Annotated in this window: 15 protein-coding genes; 8 read left to right on the top strand and 7 right to left on the bottom strand. The window is 48.6% G+C overall.

The window, feature by feature from the left end; translation table 11 throughout:
* Window positions 1–35: 35 nt before the first annotated feature.
* Window positions 36–650, top strand: a complete 615-nt coding sequence (locus DW033_RS22415; protein ID WP_008773311.1) for a recombinase family protein — start codon at window positions 36–38, stop codon at window positions 648–650.
* Window positions 651–738: 88 nt separating this feature from the next.
* Here the strand turns inward: DW033_RS22415 and DW033_RS22410 are convergent, their stop codons facing one another.
* From DW033_RS22410 to hypF, 4 genes are all read right to left on the bottom strand, one after another.
* Window positions 739–2,799, bottom strand: a complete 2,061-nt coding sequence (locus DW033_RS22410) for an acetate--CoA ligase family protein (protein WP_005855031.1) — start codon at window positions 2,797–2,799, stop codon at window positions 739–741.
* Between the two features lie 79 nt (window positions 2,800–2,878).
* The gene (gene hypB / locus DW033_RS22405) at window positions 2,879–3,631 is read right to left on the bottom strand and encodes a hydrogenase nickel incorporation protein HypB (RefSeq protein ID WP_005865052.1); all 753 of its coding nucleotides are present in this window, start codon (window positions 3,629–3,631) and stop codon (window positions 2,879–2,881) included.
* 29 nt (window positions 3,632–3,660) lie between these two features.
* Window positions 3,661–4,008, bottom strand: coding sequence for a hydrogenase maturation nickel metallochaperone HypA (gene hypA / locus DW033_RS22400; protein WP_005855027.1), 348 nt, complete (start codon window positions 4,006–4,008; stop codon window positions 3,661–3,663).
* A 12-nt stretch (window positions 4,009–4,020) separates the two neighbouring features.
* Complete coding sequence (gene hypF / locus DW033_RS22395) at window positions 4,021–6,303, bottom strand: carbamoyltransferase HypF (protein ID WP_122145729.1); 2,283 nt, start codon at window positions 6,301–6,303, stop codon at window positions 4,021–4,023.
* Between the two features lie 159 nt (window positions 6,304–6,462).
* On the opposite strand from hypF, the gene DW033_RS22390 reads away from it, so the two are divergent.
* From DW033_RS22390 to DW033_RS22360, 7 genes are read left to right on the top strand one after another with little or no spacing between them, the layout of a single operon-like run.
* Complete coding sequence (locus tag DW033_RS22390) at window positions 6,463–6,696, top strand: HypC/HybG/HupF family hydrogenase formation chaperone (RefSeq protein ID WP_005865048.1); 234 nt, start codon at window positions 6,463–6,465, stop codon at window positions 6,694–6,696.
* Window positions 6,684–7,763, top strand: coding sequence for a hydrogenase formation protein HypD (hypD, locus tag DW033_RS22385; protein ID WP_122145728.1), 1,080 nt, complete (start codon window positions 6,684–6,686; stop codon window positions 7,761–7,763). The genes DW033_RS22390 and hypD overlap by 13 nt, the downstream gene beginning before the upstream one ends.
* Before the next feature lie 6 nt (window positions 7,764–7,769).
* Complete coding sequence (gene hypE / locus DW033_RS22380; protein ID WP_008773315.1) at window positions 7,770–8,819, top strand: hydrogenase expression/formation protein HypE; 1,050 nt, start codon at window positions 7,770–7,772, stop codon at window positions 8,817–8,819.
* A gap of 19 nt (window positions 8,820–8,838) precedes the next feature.
* Window positions 8,839–9,936 carry a hydrogenase small subunit gene (locus DW033_RS22375; protein ID WP_005855017.1) on the top strand — a complete coding sequence of 366 codons (1,098 nt, stop codon included), beginning with the start codon at window positions 8,839–8,841 and terminating at the stop codon, window positions 9,934–9,936.
* 15 nt (window positions 9,937–9,951) lie between these two features.
* Window positions 9,952–11,673, top strand: a complete 1,722-nt coding sequence (locus tag DW033_RS22370) for a nickel-dependent hydrogenase large subunit (RefSeq protein WP_005855015.1) — start codon at window positions 9,952–9,954, stop codon at window positions 11,671–11,673.
* 14 nt (window positions 11,674–11,687) lie between these two features.
* Window positions 11,688–12,425, top strand: coding sequence for a Ni/Fe-hydrogenase, b-type cytochrome subunit (gene cybH, locus DW033_RS22365; protein WP_008773316.1), 738 nt, complete (start codon window positions 11,688–11,690; stop codon window positions 12,423–12,425).
* Window positions 12,422–12,901, top strand: a complete 480-nt coding sequence (locus DW033_RS22360; protein WP_057327354.1) for a hydrogenase maturation protease — start codon at window positions 12,422–12,424, stop codon at window positions 12,899–12,901. Before cybH ends, DW033_RS22360 begins: the two co-directional genes overlap by 4 nt.
* On the opposite strand, the gene DW033_RS22355 is transcribed toward DW033_RS22360, so the two are convergent.
* From DW033_RS22355 to DW033_RS22345, 3 genes are read right to left on the bottom strand one after another with little or no spacing between them, the layout of a single operon-like run.
* Entirely contained in the window at window positions 12,867–13,604 is a 738-nt protein-coding gene (locus DW033_RS22355) for an MIP/aquaporin family protein (RefSeq protein ID WP_005855011.1), read from the bottom strand. The two genes, DW033_RS22360 and DW033_RS22355, sit on opposite strands and share 35 nt — an antisense overlap.
* Window positions 13,605–13,660: 56 nt before the next feature.
* Window positions 13,661–15,160 (bottom strand): glycerol kinase GlpK, encoded by a 1,500-nt coding sequence (gene glpK / locus DW033_RS22350; protein ID WP_048928652.1) that lies wholly within the window; start codon window positions 15,158–15,160, stop codon window positions 13,661–13,663.
* 32 nt (window positions 15,161–15,192) lie between these two features.
* Complete coding sequence (locus DW033_RS22345; protein ID WP_048928651.1) at window positions 15,193–16,758, bottom strand: glycerol-3-phosphate dehydrogenase/oxidase; 1,566 nt, start codon at window positions 16,756–16,758, stop codon at window positions 15,193–15,195.
* Between the last annotated feature and the right edge of the window lie 149 nt (window positions 16,759–16,907).

Below are 16,907 nucleotides of genomic sequence, written 5' to 3'. Positions count from 1 at the left end.
CTGTTATTAAAAGGAGATAATTAAATATATACATTATGACAATTGCTTTTATCCGAACATATAATAATAAGCAAAACTCCGAGGTCCAAGAAGCTGTGATCCGGGAATTTGCCGAATCTCAGAAGATAGAGATCGGGAAGTGGGCTAAAGAGGTGGGAAATAGTCCTCGTGCGAACCGCAGACTGGAAAGTATTGTCAAATCTTTAAGTCCCGGGGATGAGATACTTGTGTCCGATATATCCCGTGTGAGCCGTAAGATGATCGAGATCATCCATATCATTTTGCTTTGTATAGAGCGAAAGGTAACGCTTCGTAGCGTAAGCGACGGATATGTGTTCGAGGATAATATCGACAGTAAGACTTTGGCCTTTACCTTCGGTCTGGTCTCCGAGATCGAGCGAAAGCTGGTCTCTATCCGTACGAAGGAAGCCCTTGCCTTGATCAGAAGTAAAGGTGTGGTGCTGGGCCGTCCGAAAGGTAGTCAACAAATGGGACGCTTGGAGCCTTATAAGGAACAAATCGAGAAAGACTTGAAAGATCCGAGCTTGACTTACGCCCAGATAGCGGAGAAATACAATGTATCGCTAAGTAGCTTCAAACGCTTTCTGAAAGAGTATCTTCCCGATAAGAAAAAGAAGAAGAAGAAATAATGATTCAATGTGCCAATATGCCAATGAAATACCAGAAGTGGATAATTCAGATATTAGCATATTCGCATATTGGCACATTGAATCATTATTATTTCTCTATACGGATACGGGCGTCTACAGCGAACAAGCCTCTATCCGTAGCCACCAACGGATTTATATCCATTTCCTTTATCTCGCTGGCAAAACGCAATAAGGTAGAGAGGCGAACGATAATGTCCGCATATTGTTGCTCGTCGATGCCCTTTTGCCCACGCGTACCTTTAATGATCGGATACCCTCTCAAAGAACGAATCATTGAATAAGTCTCATCATATGATAACGGTGCCAAACCATAAGACACATCCTTCAATACCTCCACGAAGATTCCACCCAACCCGCAAAGTACCACATGGCCGAAACGATCCTCATATTTAGCTCCCAAGAATAATTCCTGTCCTTTCAACATCGGTTGTACCATGATGCCCGTAACACCCGGCAGACGCATCATACGTTCATACTCGAACAATAAATGCTCTTCTCCACGGATATTCAAGGCCACACCACCGATATCGCTCTTATGCACAGGCCCCACAACCTTGGCTACCACCGGATATTTCACCTTCTTGGCAAAAGCCAGCAACGCATCCCTATCATCCGAAGCATATTCCTCCACTAACGGGATATTAGCGGCACGCAACAATGTACGCACTTCCTCCGGATTTAAATAACCGCTACCCGGCAACCGGTCTATGATACGACGAACTTCCGGTACATCCACGCCATATAGCTGGATATCCGTGCTCATCGGTTTCGGCGTATTGATCACCCGTGAAAGGGCGGTACCCAATGTCACCTCGTCCGAGAAGTTCACATGGCCTTTCTTGACAAAGCTCTTCACCTCCGGTCCGGCCGTTACGATAGACGGTAATATCGGGAAGATCGGCTTCTTGCACTCTTCCATCTTTTTATGAAGTACCTCGTAGGTATCATAAAGTTTTACCAAACCGGGACTACCGAAGATGACCATCATCAAATCCACATTATCGAAACGATTCTCACAGAAATCGATGGCTGTAGCCAAATGTTCCGGTGTCCCCGTACCGATAATATCAATCGGATTACCGACAGCGGCACCCGGATACAGTTTGGATTTCAACTCATCAGCGATAGGGCCTTCCAAACTAGGAACATTCAAACGCCCCTTGGATAAAGCGTCCGCCAGCATTACCGCAGGCCCTCCGGCATGTGTCACGATCGCACAATTCTTCCCTTTCACGTCTTTCAAGGTAAAGATACTCGCCACGGTAGTCAATTCCTCACGGCTAAAACAACGCACGATACCCGCCTTACGGAACAAAGCCTCCACGGCAGAGTCCGAACTAGCGATAGCGCCCGTATGCGAAGAGGCAGCTCGCTTTCCCGACTCCGTACTTCCCGCCTTGATAGCGGCGATCTTGCATCCCTTACGTATCAAGGAAGACGCATGATACAACAATTTATCCGGTTGCTTGATTTGCTCGATATACAACATCTTGATCTTGGAATCCAATACCGGATCAAAGTTCCGATCCATATATTCAAGGATATCCTCTACTCCATTCTGCTTGGAGTTCCCAACCGACCAAACAGAAGAGAAACGCAGCCCTTTTGTCAGCGCCGACTCGATAATGAACAAGGCCGTACCGCCGGAGCTAGAGATGAAATCCACGCCATCGGGATGGAATTCCGGTATCGGTTGCGTAAACACGCCATGATAATTCATATTCATCAACCCGATACAGTTCGGGCCGATCAAGGAGGCTCCCGCCTCATTCACGACATCCAGCATCTGTTGTTCCAAGATACCGCCCTCGTGTGTCTCCTCGCCGAAGCCGGCCGAGATCACGATAAAAGCTTTTACCCCCTTTTGCCGGGCCAGCACTTCCATCACCTCGGGGCACGATTTACTCGGAATCGAGATGATCGCCAACTCCGTCTCCGGGATATCATGTACAGAAGGATAAGACTTGACGCCTTGCACATCTGTCTCCTTGGCGTTTACCACACATAATTCTCCTTTATATTTTCCATCCAACAGGTTTCGCACGATACGACCGCCCGGTTTATGTACGTTGTTGGAACCTCCCACCACTACGATGCTTTGAGGATTAATCAATTCTCGGTTAATCATAACATTTTGATTAGTTAGATTCAATGAATGGGAGCAAATATAGTTTTTTTCTCCATTTATTCATTAAAACCCGGGGTATTTATTTACACTTTGCACTCTCTGTCTGCAACCAGTCACACCATGCATCCATCCCGTCTCCTTTCGTGGCGGATACCTCGAATATCTGGAGATGGTGATTTACCTTCAAGGCGTTTTCCCGAAGCACTTCCACTTTTGTATTCAGATAAGGAGCCAGATCAATCTTGTTGATTACGCAGATATCTGCCTCCTGAAAGATATGTGGGTATTTCAACGGTTTATCATCCCCCTCCGTCGTACTCACGATAACGACTTTCTTGGACTCTCCGAGATCGAACATGGCCGGACAGACCAGATTGCCGACATTCTCTATAAAAAGGATCGCTCCCTCCTTCGGATTCAGATGCTTAACGGCATGATTGACCATGTCGGCTTCCAAATGACAGCCGGTACCGGTATTTACCTGAAACACGGGAATCTCCAACGCCGCTATACGGTCGGCATCGTTTGAGGTTTGTTGATCACCTTCTATCACATAGATCGGTCGCTTCGCTTTCAAACGGCGGATCGTCTCTTCCAGCAAGGTTGTCTTACCGGATCCGGGCGAACTCATCAAGTTCAGGCAGAACAGGTTCTTAGCCTCGAAATATCCCCGGTTTCGCTCCGCCAATAAGTTGTTACGTTGAAGTATATCTTGTTCCAGATTAATTACGATCCCTTCATCAGGATGGTGATGATGTTCATGGCCATGAGAATGCTCATGCGTATGATCGTGATGGTGATGATGCTCTCCGCATCCGCAAGTTCCGCACATAGTATTTAAGTTTTTATTTCATTAATATATCATTCCTTTTTAATAACAATCGACTTCACCCGAAGTTCCTTCCCTTTAAGGATTTTAACTAAATAGGAGCCACAATGGGGACAAGGGGAAAACAAGGCGTTCATTGGGAAAATGGTCTCACAGTCGCTACACTGTCCTTCCCCCTCAATATAATGACGGATAATCCGGGCCTTTTCCAGCTTGCTACCTTTTATGGCGCTATCCAATGCGAACTCTAAGGTTTGGATCTCTACGCCGGACAAATGTCCTATCTCTAACTCCAACTCTTCGACCACCGAGGCTCCCCGGTTATCCGCTTGTTCCTCAACCAGCTCCACGATACTACGGGCTATAGACAACTCATGCATATCTGATCTCTTTTAAAAGGGAGTCACCGAGGCGATCGTTAATTGCCCCACGGCTATCCCCCCATCGTTACAAGGTATACGAGACGGAATATAGACGGGGACCCCAGCCATGATGAACTGTCTCCTCATCGACTCCGTCAATAATTTATTCTGGAAACATCCTCCCGAGATAACCACTTGTGTCGCTTTCGTCCGTTTAATCAACAAGCGGGCTTTCTGCACAAACAAGGAAGCCAATGTCGTATGGAAACGGGCGGATATCAAGCTCACCGGGACCTCGTTCGTCTTATCATGCAATAATGCCTCAAACAAAGAATAAAAAGAGATTTCCTCTCCCTCCGCCGAGACTGGATACGCATAAGCGTTCCTCTCTCCCATCGCCGCCTGCTCCAATAAGACCGGAGCCTCCGCTTGGTGGCTGGAGACATCGCAAATCCCCAATAAAGAAGCTACCGCATCAAACAGCCGGCCAGCGCTGGATGTATAGGGTGTATTCACACCTTTCTCCATCATTCGTTCAAGCATAGTGATCCTTTCCGTACCTATGCGTTCCACGAAATCGGCCGGATAAGGAATACCCGACGGTTCGTCCTTGAAATAATGCCACAAATAGGCGACAACCATTCGCCATGGCTCCTCAGCCGCCTTGTCGCCTCCCGGTAACGGGACATACTCAAAATGGGAAAGGCGACGGTATTTCGCTCGGTCACAAAGGAAGAACTCGCCTCCCCAAACCTTACCATCATCACCCAGACCTGTCCCATCCATCACGATAGCGAGAACCGGCTCATTCAATCCATGCTCCAACATACAAGCAGCGGCATGAGCATGATGATGTTGTACCTTTAATAAAGGTAAGGAAAGAGATTTCGAGATACGTTCCGCCTCTTGGCTGGAAAGATAATCCGGATGCAGGTCACAAACCAATCGCTGGGGATTGAAACGAAACAAATGACGAAACCGCTCCATAGATTCCGTATAGAACCGGAAAGTCTCCCAGTTCTTTAAGTCGCCAATATATTGACTTTGCAAGATCGTCTCTCCTTTCCCCAAAGCGAACGTGTTCACTTTCTCCGCACCGAAAGCCATGATCCCCTCCACATTTGTATCCGTGAAAAAGGGTTCCGGCACATAGCCCCGGGAACGACGGATCAAGCAAGGTTGTCCTCCGCAGACCTGCAATACAGAATCATCTACCCGGTTATGGATCGGGCGATTATGATGCAAGAGGATCGCTACCTTTCCCGCTAATTGCGCCTCCGCATCCTCCGGGGTGATCGCTATCGGCAAATCGCTTAGATTCCCGCTGGTCATTACCAACGCAGGTATCCCTGTACGAGCAAACCAATCGTAATGAATCGGCATATAAGACAACATACATCCTAGCGTATGCATGCCCGGATTGATTCCGGAAGCTAACCGGCTCCGTTGCCTCAGCAGTACGATCGGACGGCGCCAAGAAACTAAGCATCGCTCCTCCATCGGCTCCGTTACCGTATAGACCTGCAGATGTTCCAGATCACGGAACATAACAGCGAATGGTTTGGTATCCCGCTGCTTTATCTCTCGCAGACGGGCAACCGCTCTCTCGTTCGAGGCATCACAAATCAAATGATAGCCTCCGATTCCTTTAGCCGCAATAACCTCTCCACCAAGCAATAAGCGAGAGGTAAGTTTCAATAAGGTCTCATAATCGATATAAGTCTCCTCGTTATAAGTCGCGTAATAAGTCGGGCCACAATGATTGCAAGCGACCGGTTGGGCATGGAAACGGCGATCGATAACATTCGTATATTCTTTCTCACAATCGGGACACATAAGGAAACCGCCCATCGTTGTCTGCGAACGGTCGTAAGGAAGGTCCCGGATAATAGAGAAACGAGGGCCACAATGCGTACAATTAATAAAAGGATATCCGATTCGATGGGGTTGCGTAGTCCGGTCTCGCATACAATCCGCACAAACAGCGATATCCGGGGAGACCTGCGTGACCTCATCCGATTCTGAATGGCTGGGCGTAATCGTAAAATCGTCAAAATCATCTTCATCCATTTCCGTAGATGTATAGGAGATCCGATGGATATAAGCGACACGAGGATGCTCGGTCCGTATACGACTTATCAGCAAATCCCGATCATCCGGAGTAGCGGCAACCAATATACGTACTCCATTATTCATATTCTCCACACAACCTTTCATCCCCAGATCTTTAGCGATCCGGTAGATAAAAGGGCGAAAACCAACCCCTTGAACCAAGCCTTGAATAATCAACGCATATACTTTATTCTTCGCCATAGCACAAATATAGGAATAAATGTCTAATCAGACACGAATCGACTATCGTATTTACTAAAGAGATATTATCTATCATCTTATAAATAATATTTATCAATTTTATCTTTCCCTCTTAAACATATTAAGTATCTTTGAGGTTATTAAATAAATTGAAACGATATGTGTTTAGCGGTACCCGGAAAGATTATCTCAATCGATCGAAGCATCCCCGAAATGACCATGGCTAAAGTTGATTTCGGAGGCATCCTAAAGAATATATGTATTGAATGGGTGGATGTGAAACAGGGGGATTATATCCTCGCTCACGCAGGGATCGCTATATCCGTGGTAGATGAGAAAGAAGCGGAGGAAACACTGAAAGACCTTAAAGAATTACAAAAGTGCGTTTCGTAGACGAATATAGAAGCAACGAGAAGGTACAAACTCTTCTGGAGGCCATCCGCAAAAAGGTGACACGACCTTGGTATATCATGGAGATTTGTGGCGGGCAAACACATGCTATCGCCCGTTATCGGCTGGAAGAGATGTTGCCGCCGGATCTTCAACTGCTCCATGGGCCGGGCTGCCCGGTCTGTGTAACACCGGTCGAGACAATCGACTACGCCTTGAAGTTGGCGACACAGCCGAATGTGATCTTAGCCTCTTTCGGGGATATGATGCGAGTTCCGGGAAGTAAGGAGGATTTATTGAGCATAAAAGCGAGAGGAGCGGATATCCGTATGCTATATACGCCCTTGGATGCCCTATCACTCGCCAAGGAGAATCCGGATAAGGAAATCGTATTCTTCGCGATTGGTTTTGAGACGACCGCACCTGTCCACCTCATGGCTTTGAAAGAGGCCATACGCCGAGGATTTCCGAACTTTTCCATATTGACTTCCTTATTCACGGTACCACCCGCTATCGAGGCTATCTTATCAGATCCGGAAAGCAAAGTGAATGGCTTCCTGACAGCCGGACATGTCTGCGCCATCACAGGCAACAGGGCCTATCACCGATTAGCCGCCCACTATAAAATCCCGATGGTCGTCACCGGATTCGAGCCGGTAGATCTATTATATGGCATTTATCGCTGTGTCTCCCAGTTGGAAGCCGGAAGTTATGAGGTAGAGAACGCTTACAAACGGGCCGTTCCCGAGCAAGGGAATGCCGCCGCCCGCCAACTTATAGACGAGATGTTGGAACCTTGCGACCAAGACTGGCGGGGCATCGGAATCATCCCCTCCAGCGGGCTTCAACTTCGATCCGAATATAAAAGATATTCCTCCCGAATGAGATTTCAATTGTGTCCGGAAGAAAACCGGATCGCATCCGAATGTATCGCCGGACTGATTATGAGAGGTTTGAGACAACCCTCGGACTGTCCCCATTTCGGGAAGGCCTGCCATCCCACCCATCCGCTGGGAGCCCCGATGGTCTCCTCGGAAGGGGTTTGTGCCGCTTATTATAGATATAAATAGAAAGATATGGATATACACTTGAATTGCCCGATTCCTTTTACCGACTCAGACCGTGTGTTACTAGCGCACGGAGGGGGAGGACGCATGACACACCAACTGATCAGCCAAGTATTTTATCCGGCTTTCCGGAACCCATTATTGGAGCAGGATCATGACGGATGCGTGTTTCTTATGGAAGAAGGGCGACTGGCCTACTCTACCGACTCCTTCGTGGTAGACCCGATCTTTTTCCCCGGAGGAGATATCGGTGATCTGGCGATCAACGGGACCGTTAACGATCTGGCTTGTTGCGGTGCCCGTCCTTTGTATCTGACCGCCGGGTTTATACTGGAAGAGGGCTTGCCTCTAGCAGATCTTCAGCGTATCGTACAATCCATGAAACGTGCGGCGGAGCGTGCCGGCGTACAGATCGTAGCAGGAGACACAAAAGTGGTGGAACGGGGCAAATGCGATAAATTGTTTATCAACACCAGTGGGATCGGGATCGTCCCTCCGGGCATACGAATCGCCCCAGACCAAGCCACTCCCGGCGATGTCGTCATTTGTAGCGGCCCGATTGGTCTACATGGTATCACGATCCTTTCCGCACGGGAAAGCTTGGGATTCGAGACGGATCTAAAAAGTGATACCGCTTCGCTAAACATTATGATTTCTGAGCTGTTACATACTATAGGAGAGGTACATGTCTTACGTGATCCCACCCGAGGTGGCGTAAGCGGAACCCTCAACGAGATCGCCCAAGACGCTGGTGTGGATATCCTGCTGGACGAAGACGCCCTGCCTATTCCTGAAGCGGTATGTGCCGCATCCGAGATGCTAGGATTAGACCCGCTCTATATAGCGAACGAAGGATTAGTTCTTGTGATCCTGCCGGAAAGCCGTGCGGAACAAGCGTTACCCCTTATGAGAGGTTTCGAGGAGGGCAGGCAAGCGACCGTTATCGGTCGTATCACCAAGCAAAGCGGAGAGCAAGCCCGGGTCAAGATGAAGACATTATACGGTAACTACCGGATCATCGATATGCTAAGCGGGGAACAACTCCCCCGTATTTGTTAGAATACTTAATTGCTGAGATATGGAAAATAAAAGACCGTCCGTTTACGAAGAGTGCCGTCAGAAAGGCATCTCCCGCCGGGACTTCCTGAAGTTCTGTACCACCATGGCCGCCCTTATGGGATTGGAGGCTTCGGGAGTGGCACAGGTAGTAAATGCCTTGGAGACGAAACCCCGCCTTCCGATCATCTGGCTACACCTACAGGAATGTACCTGTTGTACCGAATCGTTTATCCGTGCCGCCCACCCGATCGTGGCGACCTTGTTGTTAGACAAGATTTCCCTAGACTATACCGAGACGCTGATGGCCGCCGCCGGCGAACAGGCCGAGGCCGCTAAGGAAGAGACCATGAAAAAGTATTACGGCAATTATCTGCTGATGATCGAGGGGTCGCTACCTACCAAGGACGAGGCTTATTGTTGCGTAGGCGGCAAGAGTGCCTTGCAGATCACCGAAGAGGCCGCCGCAGGAGCTAAAGCGATCATCGCTTGGGGCAACTGCGCTTCCGCCGGTTGCGTGCAAGCGGCGAACCCGAATCCTACCGGCGCTAAAGGTATTCATAAAGTCATCAAAGGTAAACCTATTATTAATGTACAAGGCTGTCCTCCGATCGCCGACGTGATGGCGGGTGTCATTATTTATATGTTGACTTTCGAACGCATGCCGCAATTGGACGGATTGGGCCGTCCGAAGATGTTCTACTCCCGCCGGGTACATGATACGTGCTACCGCCGTGCGAATTTCGACGCCGGCTTGTTCGTGGAGAGCTTCGACGATGAGAACGCCAAGCATGGCTACTGCTTGTATAAAGTGGGATGCAAAGGTCCGAGCACCTATAACTCGTGCGGTATCATCAAATGGAACGAGGGCACCAGTTACCCGATCCAGAGCGGTCACCCCTGTTTGGGTTGCAGCGAGGAGAATTTCTGGGACAACAGCCCGTTCTATAAACGTATGCCCGATATACACGGATTCGGTATCGAGGCCACGGCGGATCAGATCGGTCTGGCTCTAGGAGCCGCTACCGCCGCCGGTATCGCCGTACATGCCGTAGCAACTAACATACGGAAAAAAGAGCTTATCGACAATGATGAGCCGGAAAGTAAATCTACGATCTAATAAAACACTACTATCATGTCAGAAAGAATTGTCATAGACCCCATTACCCGTATAGAAGGCCACCTGCGGGTAGAGGCTGAAATAGAAGGTGGCACGATCAAGAACGCTTATAGCTCGGGTACCATGGTGCGGGGCATCGAGAATATCGTAAAAGACCGGGATCCCCGGGATGTATGGGCTTTCGTAGGCCGTGTTTGCGGCGTATGTACTTCCATCCACTCGCTTGCCTCGGTACGGGCGGTCGAGAATGCACGGGGTATCGTGATCCCTCCCAACGCCAGTATGGTTCGTAATATCATGCAAGCCGTATTGTACATGCATGACCATACGGTGCATTTCTATCAATTGCATGCATTGGATTGGGTAGATGTGGTATCCGCCTTAAAAGCCGATCCAAAAGCCGCCGCTTTACTTGCCCAGCAACTTTCTCCATGGGCAAAGAATACCGAGGGGTATTTCACCGCCACTCAAGAACGACTAAAGAAGTTCGTTGCCAGCGGGCAGCTTGGTATATTCGCCAATGGGTATTGGGGACATCCGGACTATAAACTTACGCCGGAACAGAACCTTATCGCTACCGTCCATTATCTGGACGCATTGGAATGGCAGAAAGAGGTCGTCAAGGTACACGCCGTGTTCGGGGGCAAGAATCCGCATCCAAACTATATCGTAGGCGGTATGCCTTGCAGCATCGACTTAAATGAGGCCAATGCGATCAACGCAGATCGACTCGCTCTGGTAAAGCAGAAACTAGAGGAGGCGAAAACTTTCATTAATCAAGTGTATATCCCAGATTTATTGATGATCGCCAACGTCTATAAAGACAAATGGAGTAAGATTGGCGGAGGCGTACGAAACTATTTGTCTTACGGAGACTACCCGGTGTTCGATCTCGGGGAAGTGGAAAGTTATAAGATCCCCAGAGGAATCGTCTTGGATCGTGACCTTAGCAAGGTACATCCCGTAGACGCTAACTCCCCGGAAGAAATCAAGGAGTACATTTATCATTCATGGTATAAATACACGCAAGGAGACAAAGCCGGTTTGCATCCCTACGAGGGAGAGACCCATCTGGAATATACCGGCCCTCGTCCCCCCTATAAGTTATTGGACGTAGAGGATAAATATAGTTGGATCAAGACGCCACGGTGGAAACAGGAACCAATGGAAGTGGGTCCGTTAGCCCGTTTGATCGTAGCTTACGCCGCAGGGAAGGAACCCCAAAAGAGTATCGTAGACGAGACTTTACGTCAGCTCGACTTGCCGGTAGATGCTTTATTCTCTACCCTAGGACGCACCGCCGCTCGTGGATTGGAATGTAGAATGGCAGCAGACTGGGCCCTTGAGTTTTTCAACCAATTGATCAAGAACCTCGAGAACGGGGATTCCCGGATGGCAAACAGTGCCGAATGGGAACGGGAGAACTGGCCCGATCATGAGCAAGGCGTAGGATTGGCCGAAGCTCCCCGTGGAGCATTAGCCCATTTTATCGTGATCGACAAGAACCGGGTAAAGAACTACCAGATGGTAGTGCCTACTACTTGGAACGCCTCACCGAGGGATGAGAACGGCGTATTGTCCGCCTACGAATCCGCTTTGATCGGTACGCCGATATACGATCCGAAGCAACCCCTAGAGATTCTTCGGACGATCCACTCTTTCGATCCTTGTCTGGCTTGTGCCGTGCATCTGTATGACGAGGAAGGAAAATATGTGCACCAAGTTGATACATTCTAAAAAACAATAGAGCCATGAAGAGTCGTAAGAAACGTTTAAGAGAAGTGTATGTATGGGAATTACCCGTACGTATCTATCATTGGGTGAATGCGCTCTGTATCGTCATACTCTGCGTGACAGGCTTTATCATCGCCGATCCTCCCGCAATCATGTCCGCTTCGGAGGCTTATTTCAGCTATTGGTTCGGCGTGGTTCGGTTTATCCATTTCGTAACAGCGTTCGTATTCTTCTTCAATTTCGTATTCCGGCTTTATTGGGGATTCGTCGGGAATCGTTATGCCAGATGGAATAACTTCATCCCTTTAAAGAAATCCCAATGGAAAGAGGTATTGGAGGTGATCAAGGTAGATATCTTGATGATTAAGAACAAACCGGTAGACAGTATCGGGCATAACGCCTTGGCTAGCTTGATTTATTTCGGAACTTTCTGGGCATTTTTGTTACAAAGTATCACAGGATTCGGCCTGTACGCGAAGATGAGCCAGTCCTTCTTCCCGCAACTGTTCGCATGGACAGTTCCCTTGATGGGCGGGGATTTGATGGCTCGCCAGATTCATCATTTCCTGATGTGGTTCTTCATCCTTTTCGCTATCGTTCATATTTATCTGGTATTTTATCATGACTATATCGAGCAACGTGGCGAGACTTCGTCCATCATCGGTGGCTGGAAGTTTATCGAGGAAGACATAGCGGACAAAGAAGAGGTAACCGAGACTGCCGAGACTATCACTAAGATCGCTAAAAAAGGATGAAAGCGGAGAAGGAAACATTAGTATTAGGAGTAGGCAATTTATTGCTGAAAGACGAAGGTGTAGGCATACACGTTATCAAGGCTTTAGAAAACGAGAAGCTCCCGGCTCACGTCCATTTGATGGACGGGGGCACGGGAGGGCTTCATTTATTAAGTTGGCTGCAAGGATATGACCGTATCATCATGATCGATGCCACGCTGGATAATAACCTTCCGGGCACCGTCCGTCTGATCCAACCTCGTTACGCCACCGACTTTCCCCCGCTCATGAGCGCCCACGAGATCGGTCTAAAAGATATGATCGACGCCATGATCCTAACCGACGATCTCCCGGAAACCCATCTCATTGTCATCTCCGCCCTCAATATCAACGAGGTCGGAATGGATCTGACACCCGAGGTAAAGGCGGCGGTTCCGAAAGTGATCCGGATGATACAAGAGATTATTTCAATACATAATAGAGCATACCGGCAATAGCGGCCCCAGCTATCGGCCCTAAAACAGGTACCCAAGCATACTCCCAATGGCTGCTGCCTTTTCCCTTGATCGGCAAAATAAAGTGTATGAACCGGGGAGCTAAATCACGGGCAGGGTTAATCGCGTAACCGGTAGTTCCACCTAAGGAAAGGCCGATTACCCAGACCGTAAACGCTACCGGAATGGCACCTACCGAACCTAAACCTATCGGCAAGGTACTATTGCTTTCGTAGGTTAGTTCTCCGTCCGTTATAAAAAATACGACAAACATCAAGGCGAACGTACCGATCATCTCACCTAAGAAATTAATTGGATAATCTTTGATAGCAGGACTCGTACAGAATACGCCTAATTCCGCATCCGGATCATCCGTAGCGTTGAAGTGATCCTTATAAACCAGCCAGACCAATAAAGCGCCCAAAGCGGCACCTATCATTTGCCCGGCTATATAAGTACATACATCACACCAAGGGAAAGTCCCTCCGATCGCCAAGCCGATCGATACCGCCGGATTCAAATGTGCGCCACTATAAGGGCCGGCTACCACAACACCGATAAATACGCCTAAAGCCCAAGCGGTCGTTATCGCTATCCAGCCCGCTCCATTGCCTTTTGTTTTCGACAAACAGACATTCGCTACAACTCCTCCTCCCATCAAGATCAAGAGCATAGTCCCTAATAATTCCGCTAAAAATGGAGACATAAGATAATAATTTAAGAATTTGTTAACTTGTTAATCTGCCTATAAGATGATTTTCATTATTCAGCCCAATTCTGAGAACGCCCCACCGCCTTATGCCATTCGTTCAATAATTTACGGGCGGTATCCTCTTTCATTTGTGGGTTAAAGACCTTATCCAAGCACCATTGTTCTTTCAGTTCATCGATATCCTTCCAATAGCCGATCGCCAAGCCCGCCAAATAAGCGGCTCCCAAAGCAGTCGTCTCCAATACATTCGGACGTACGACCGGACAGCGGCAGATATCGGACTGGAATTGCATCAAGAAGTTATTAGCGATAGCACCGCCATCTACCCGAATCTCTTTCGGCTTGGCGTGAATATCGTTTTCCATGGCCATCAATACATCATATACTTGATAGCAGATGCCCTCCAAAGCCGCACGGGTTAAATGAGCCGCCGTAGTTCCGCGGGTAATCCCGATAATAGCGCCACGTGCGTATTGATCCCAATACGGCGCACCCAAACCCGTTAACGCCGGCACAAAATAAACACCCCCATTATCACTGACGGATTTCGCCATTTGCTCCGTAATCGAGGCATTCGGAATCAAGCCGATCCCATCCCTCAACCATTGAACGACGGCACCTCCCACAAAGACACTACCTTCCAGCGCATAGGTCGTCTGATCCCCTAATTTCCACGCGATCGTTGTCAATAGGTTATTCTGGGAAAGAACGGGTTCCTTGCCGGTATTCAGGATCATAAAGCAGCCGGTTCCGTAGGTTGTCTTGATCATACCATCCTCTACGCAGAGCTGACCGAACAGAGCCGCCTGTTGGTCGCCGGCCATACCGGATACCGGGATGCCTTTCTTAAAAATAGGGGTTGATGTCTCGCAGTAAACCTCGCTACAGGCTTTCACTTGCGGTAACATCGAGGCAGGTATCGTAAACAAGTCCAATAACTCTTGGTCCCATCTCAAAGTACGGATATTGAAAAGCATGGTACGGGAAGCGTTCGTCACATCCGTAATGAATTGAGCGCCCCGGGTAAGTTTCCAAACCAGCCAAGTATCTACCGTACCGAAGCATAGCTCTCCCCGCTCCGCACGCTCCCGGATACCCTTTACGTTATCCAATATCCATTTTATCTTCGTGGCGGAGAAATAAGCGTCGATCACCAATCCGGTCTTCTGCTGGATACGTTCCGCCCAGCCTTGCGATTTAAGTTCCTCGCAATAATCCGCCGTACGGCGATCCTGCCATACGATCGCGTTGTATACGGGAAAGCCAGTCTCCCGGTCCCAGATGATGGTAGTCTCCCGTTGGTTAGCGATTCCGATACAGGCGATATGGCTATCCGTGACATCCGCTTTTGCCATCGCCTCCTTGATGACAGACGATTGGGTGTACCAAATCTCATTCGGGTCGTGCTCTACCCAGCCCGGTTTCGGGAAATACTGTTGGAATGGCTTCTGAGCCAACGTAATAATAGTTCCTTGATGATTAAACAGGATAGCCCGGGAGCTAGTGGTTCCCTGATCGATCGCCAACACATATTTATTTCGAAAATTCATATCCTTCTATATTAGTATCGTTTATCAATTTGTCAATTCAGTATATAATTCGAGGCAACCTCATTAAACGCCTTTACCTGAGCAGAGGTCCAAGTCTCGTCCTTCCCCCATTCCGTAGCCAGAATCCCCGCTACTTTAGGAGCCATCGCCATCGCCGCCCGTGCGTCTAAGAATAAGATACGCAAACGGCGTGCCAATACATCCTCCAAAGTACGAGGCATCTCATTACGGACCAGCCAAGTTACCTCTCCTACCGTATAGGCATAGTCCGGATGCAACTTCTCCGCCATGGCGGGGGAAGAGGCCACTAAGTTACGGATTTCGTCGGCATCCGTACCATATACGTATAAAGGATCGGAGAAATCCGGATTCTTCCGGCTACCATGGATTTGGTAACGCTCGGTAATACAGTCTTTTGTAGGAATATGCATGTAACGTATCGCTAGGTCTAGGGTATCTTGAGCCATTTTCCGGTAGGTTGTCCATTTGCCTCCGATAATGGTGATCAAGCCGGATTTCTCCCGGATCAATTTATGGCTACGTGATATCTCTTTTGTCTTTTTACCTTCGCTACGGGGAGCGGCGAGCGGACGAAGCCCCGCGAACACGGATAAGACATCGCTTCGCTTGGGTGGCCGGGTCAAATAGTTAGCGGCCGTATCGAGTATAAATTGGATTTCTTTCTCTAAGGCTACCGGCTCTTTTTCCGGCGATTCCATCAAGGTATCCGTTGTCCCTACCACGACTTTATCATGCCAAGGTACGGCGAACAACACACGTCCATCCGATGTCTTAGGAATCATAATGGCGCAATCACTTTGCAAGAAAGAGGAATCCAATACCAAATGGACTCCTTGGCTGGGGCGAACGGTCGGGCGTTTACCCGGCTCGTCCATTTGCAAGATCTCATCAGCGAAGACACCGGTAGCGTTGATCACGCAACGGGATCTTACTTGATAAACCGTACCGGTCTCCTCATCTCGAACCGTAACGCCGGATACTTTGCGGTCGCCGTCCTTCAGAAGCCCTATGACTTTCGCGTAGTTCAAGATACAAGCACCAGCGTCGATAGAGCTGCGGACCATATTAATCGCAAGACGGGAATCATCGAACTGGCCGTCATGATAAAGCACCCCGGCGGTCATCCCTTTCGATCGGAGCATCGGAATGGTACGGAGCGCCCGTTTCGGACCGATACAAACCGAACGTCCCAGACCTAATTTTCCGGCCATCACATCATATAGGATCAGGCCTATCGTATAAAACGGGCCTTCCCACCAACGATAACAAGGGATTAAGAAGGTTTGATCTTTTACCAAATGGGGAGCGTTCTGGCGTAGCAGGCCTCGTTCCCGCAAGGCTTCCAGAACCAAGGAGACATCTCCTTGCGCCAAATAACGGACACCGCCATGGACCAACTTCGTACTACGGCTGGAAGTTCCTTTCGTAAAGTCCGATTGTTCGAATAAGGCGACTCTATATCCTCTTGTCGAAGCATCCAGAGCGATACCTATGCCGGTAGCCCCTCCTCCGATCACAAGAAAATCAAAGACTTCAGACGGGTCTTCCAACTGAGAAATCATTTTACTACGGTCCATATAGCTCCTCCTTTCTTAAGATTAACAGTTACAAATCTAACCATTAATTCTTAGTATAACAAAGGATTTGGGAAAAAGGATCAGTAGCGCTTTCTGTTTGTCTTATGCTGATATAGGTAGACACATTCAATAACAATAAAATGTGTAAT

It is taken from the genome of Parabacteroides sp. AF39-10AC (genome assembly GCF_003635405.1).
Classification (GTDB): Bacteria; Bacteroidota; Bacteroidia; order Bacteroidales; family Tannerellaceae; genus Parabacteroides; species Parabacteroides distasonis.
Note: the sequence above shows the minus strand (reverse complement) of the source record. Positions and strands in the feature narration are given on the sequence as shown.

What these genes read in the sequence shown, in the direction of transcription:
- DW033_RS22415 (WP_008773311.1), top strand. Translation starts at nt 36, where the DNA reads ATGACAATTGCTTTTATCCGAACATATAATAATAAGCAAAACTCCGAG.
- DW033_RS22410 (WP_005855031.1), bottom strand. Translation starts at nt 2,799, where the DNA reads ATGATTAACCGAGAATTGATTAATCCTCAAAGCATCGTAGTGGTGGGA.
- hypB (WP_005865052.1), bottom strand. Translation starts at nt 3,631, where the DNA reads ATGTGCGGAACTTGCGGATGCGGAGAGCATCATCACCATCACGATCAT.
- hypA (WP_005855027.1), bottom strand. Translation starts at nt 4,008, where the DNA reads ATGCATGAGTTGTCTATAGCCCGTAGTATCGTGGAGCTGGTTGAGGAA.
- hypF (WP_122145729.1), bottom strand. Translation starts at nt 6,303, where the DNA reads ATGGCGAAGAATAAAGTATATGCGTTGATTATTCAAGGCTTGGTTCAA.
- DW033_RS22390 (WP_005865048.1), top strand. Translation starts at nt 6,463, where the DNA reads ATGTGTTTAGCGGTACCCGGAAAGATTATCTCAATCGATCGAAGCATC.
- hypE (WP_008773315.1), top strand. Translation starts at nt 7,770, where the DNA reads ATGGATATACACTTGAATTGCCCGATTCCTTTTACCGACTCAGACCGT.
- DW033_RS22375 (WP_005855017.1), top strand. Translation starts at nt 8,839, where the DNA reads ATGGAAAATAAAAGACCGTCCGTTTACGAAGAGTGCCGTCAGAAAGGC.
- DW033_RS22370 (WP_005855015.1), top strand. Translation starts at nt 9,952, where the DNA reads ATGTCAGAAAGAATTGTCATAGACCCCATTACCCGTATAGAAGGCCAC.
- cybH (WP_008773316.1), top strand. Translation starts at nt 11,688, where the DNA reads ATGAAGAGTCGTAAGAAACGTTTAAGAGAAGTGTATGTATGGGAATTA.
- DW033_RS22360 (WP_057327354.1), top strand. Translation starts at nt 12,422, where the DNA reads ATGAAAGCGGAGAAGGAAACATTAGTATTAGGAGTAGGCAATTTATTG.
- DW033_RS22355 (WP_005855011.1), bottom strand. Translation starts at nt 13,604, where the DNA reads ATGTCTCCATTTTTAGCGGAATTATTAGGGACTATGCTCTTGATCTTG.
- glpK (WP_048928652.1), bottom strand. Translation starts at nt 15,160, where the DNA reads ATGAATTTTCGAAATAAATATGTGTTGGCGATCGATCAGGGAACCACT.
- DW033_RS22345 (WP_048928651.1), bottom strand. Translation starts at nt 16,758, where the DNA reads ATGGACCGTAGTAAAATGATTTCTCAGTTGGAAGACCCGTCTGAAGTC.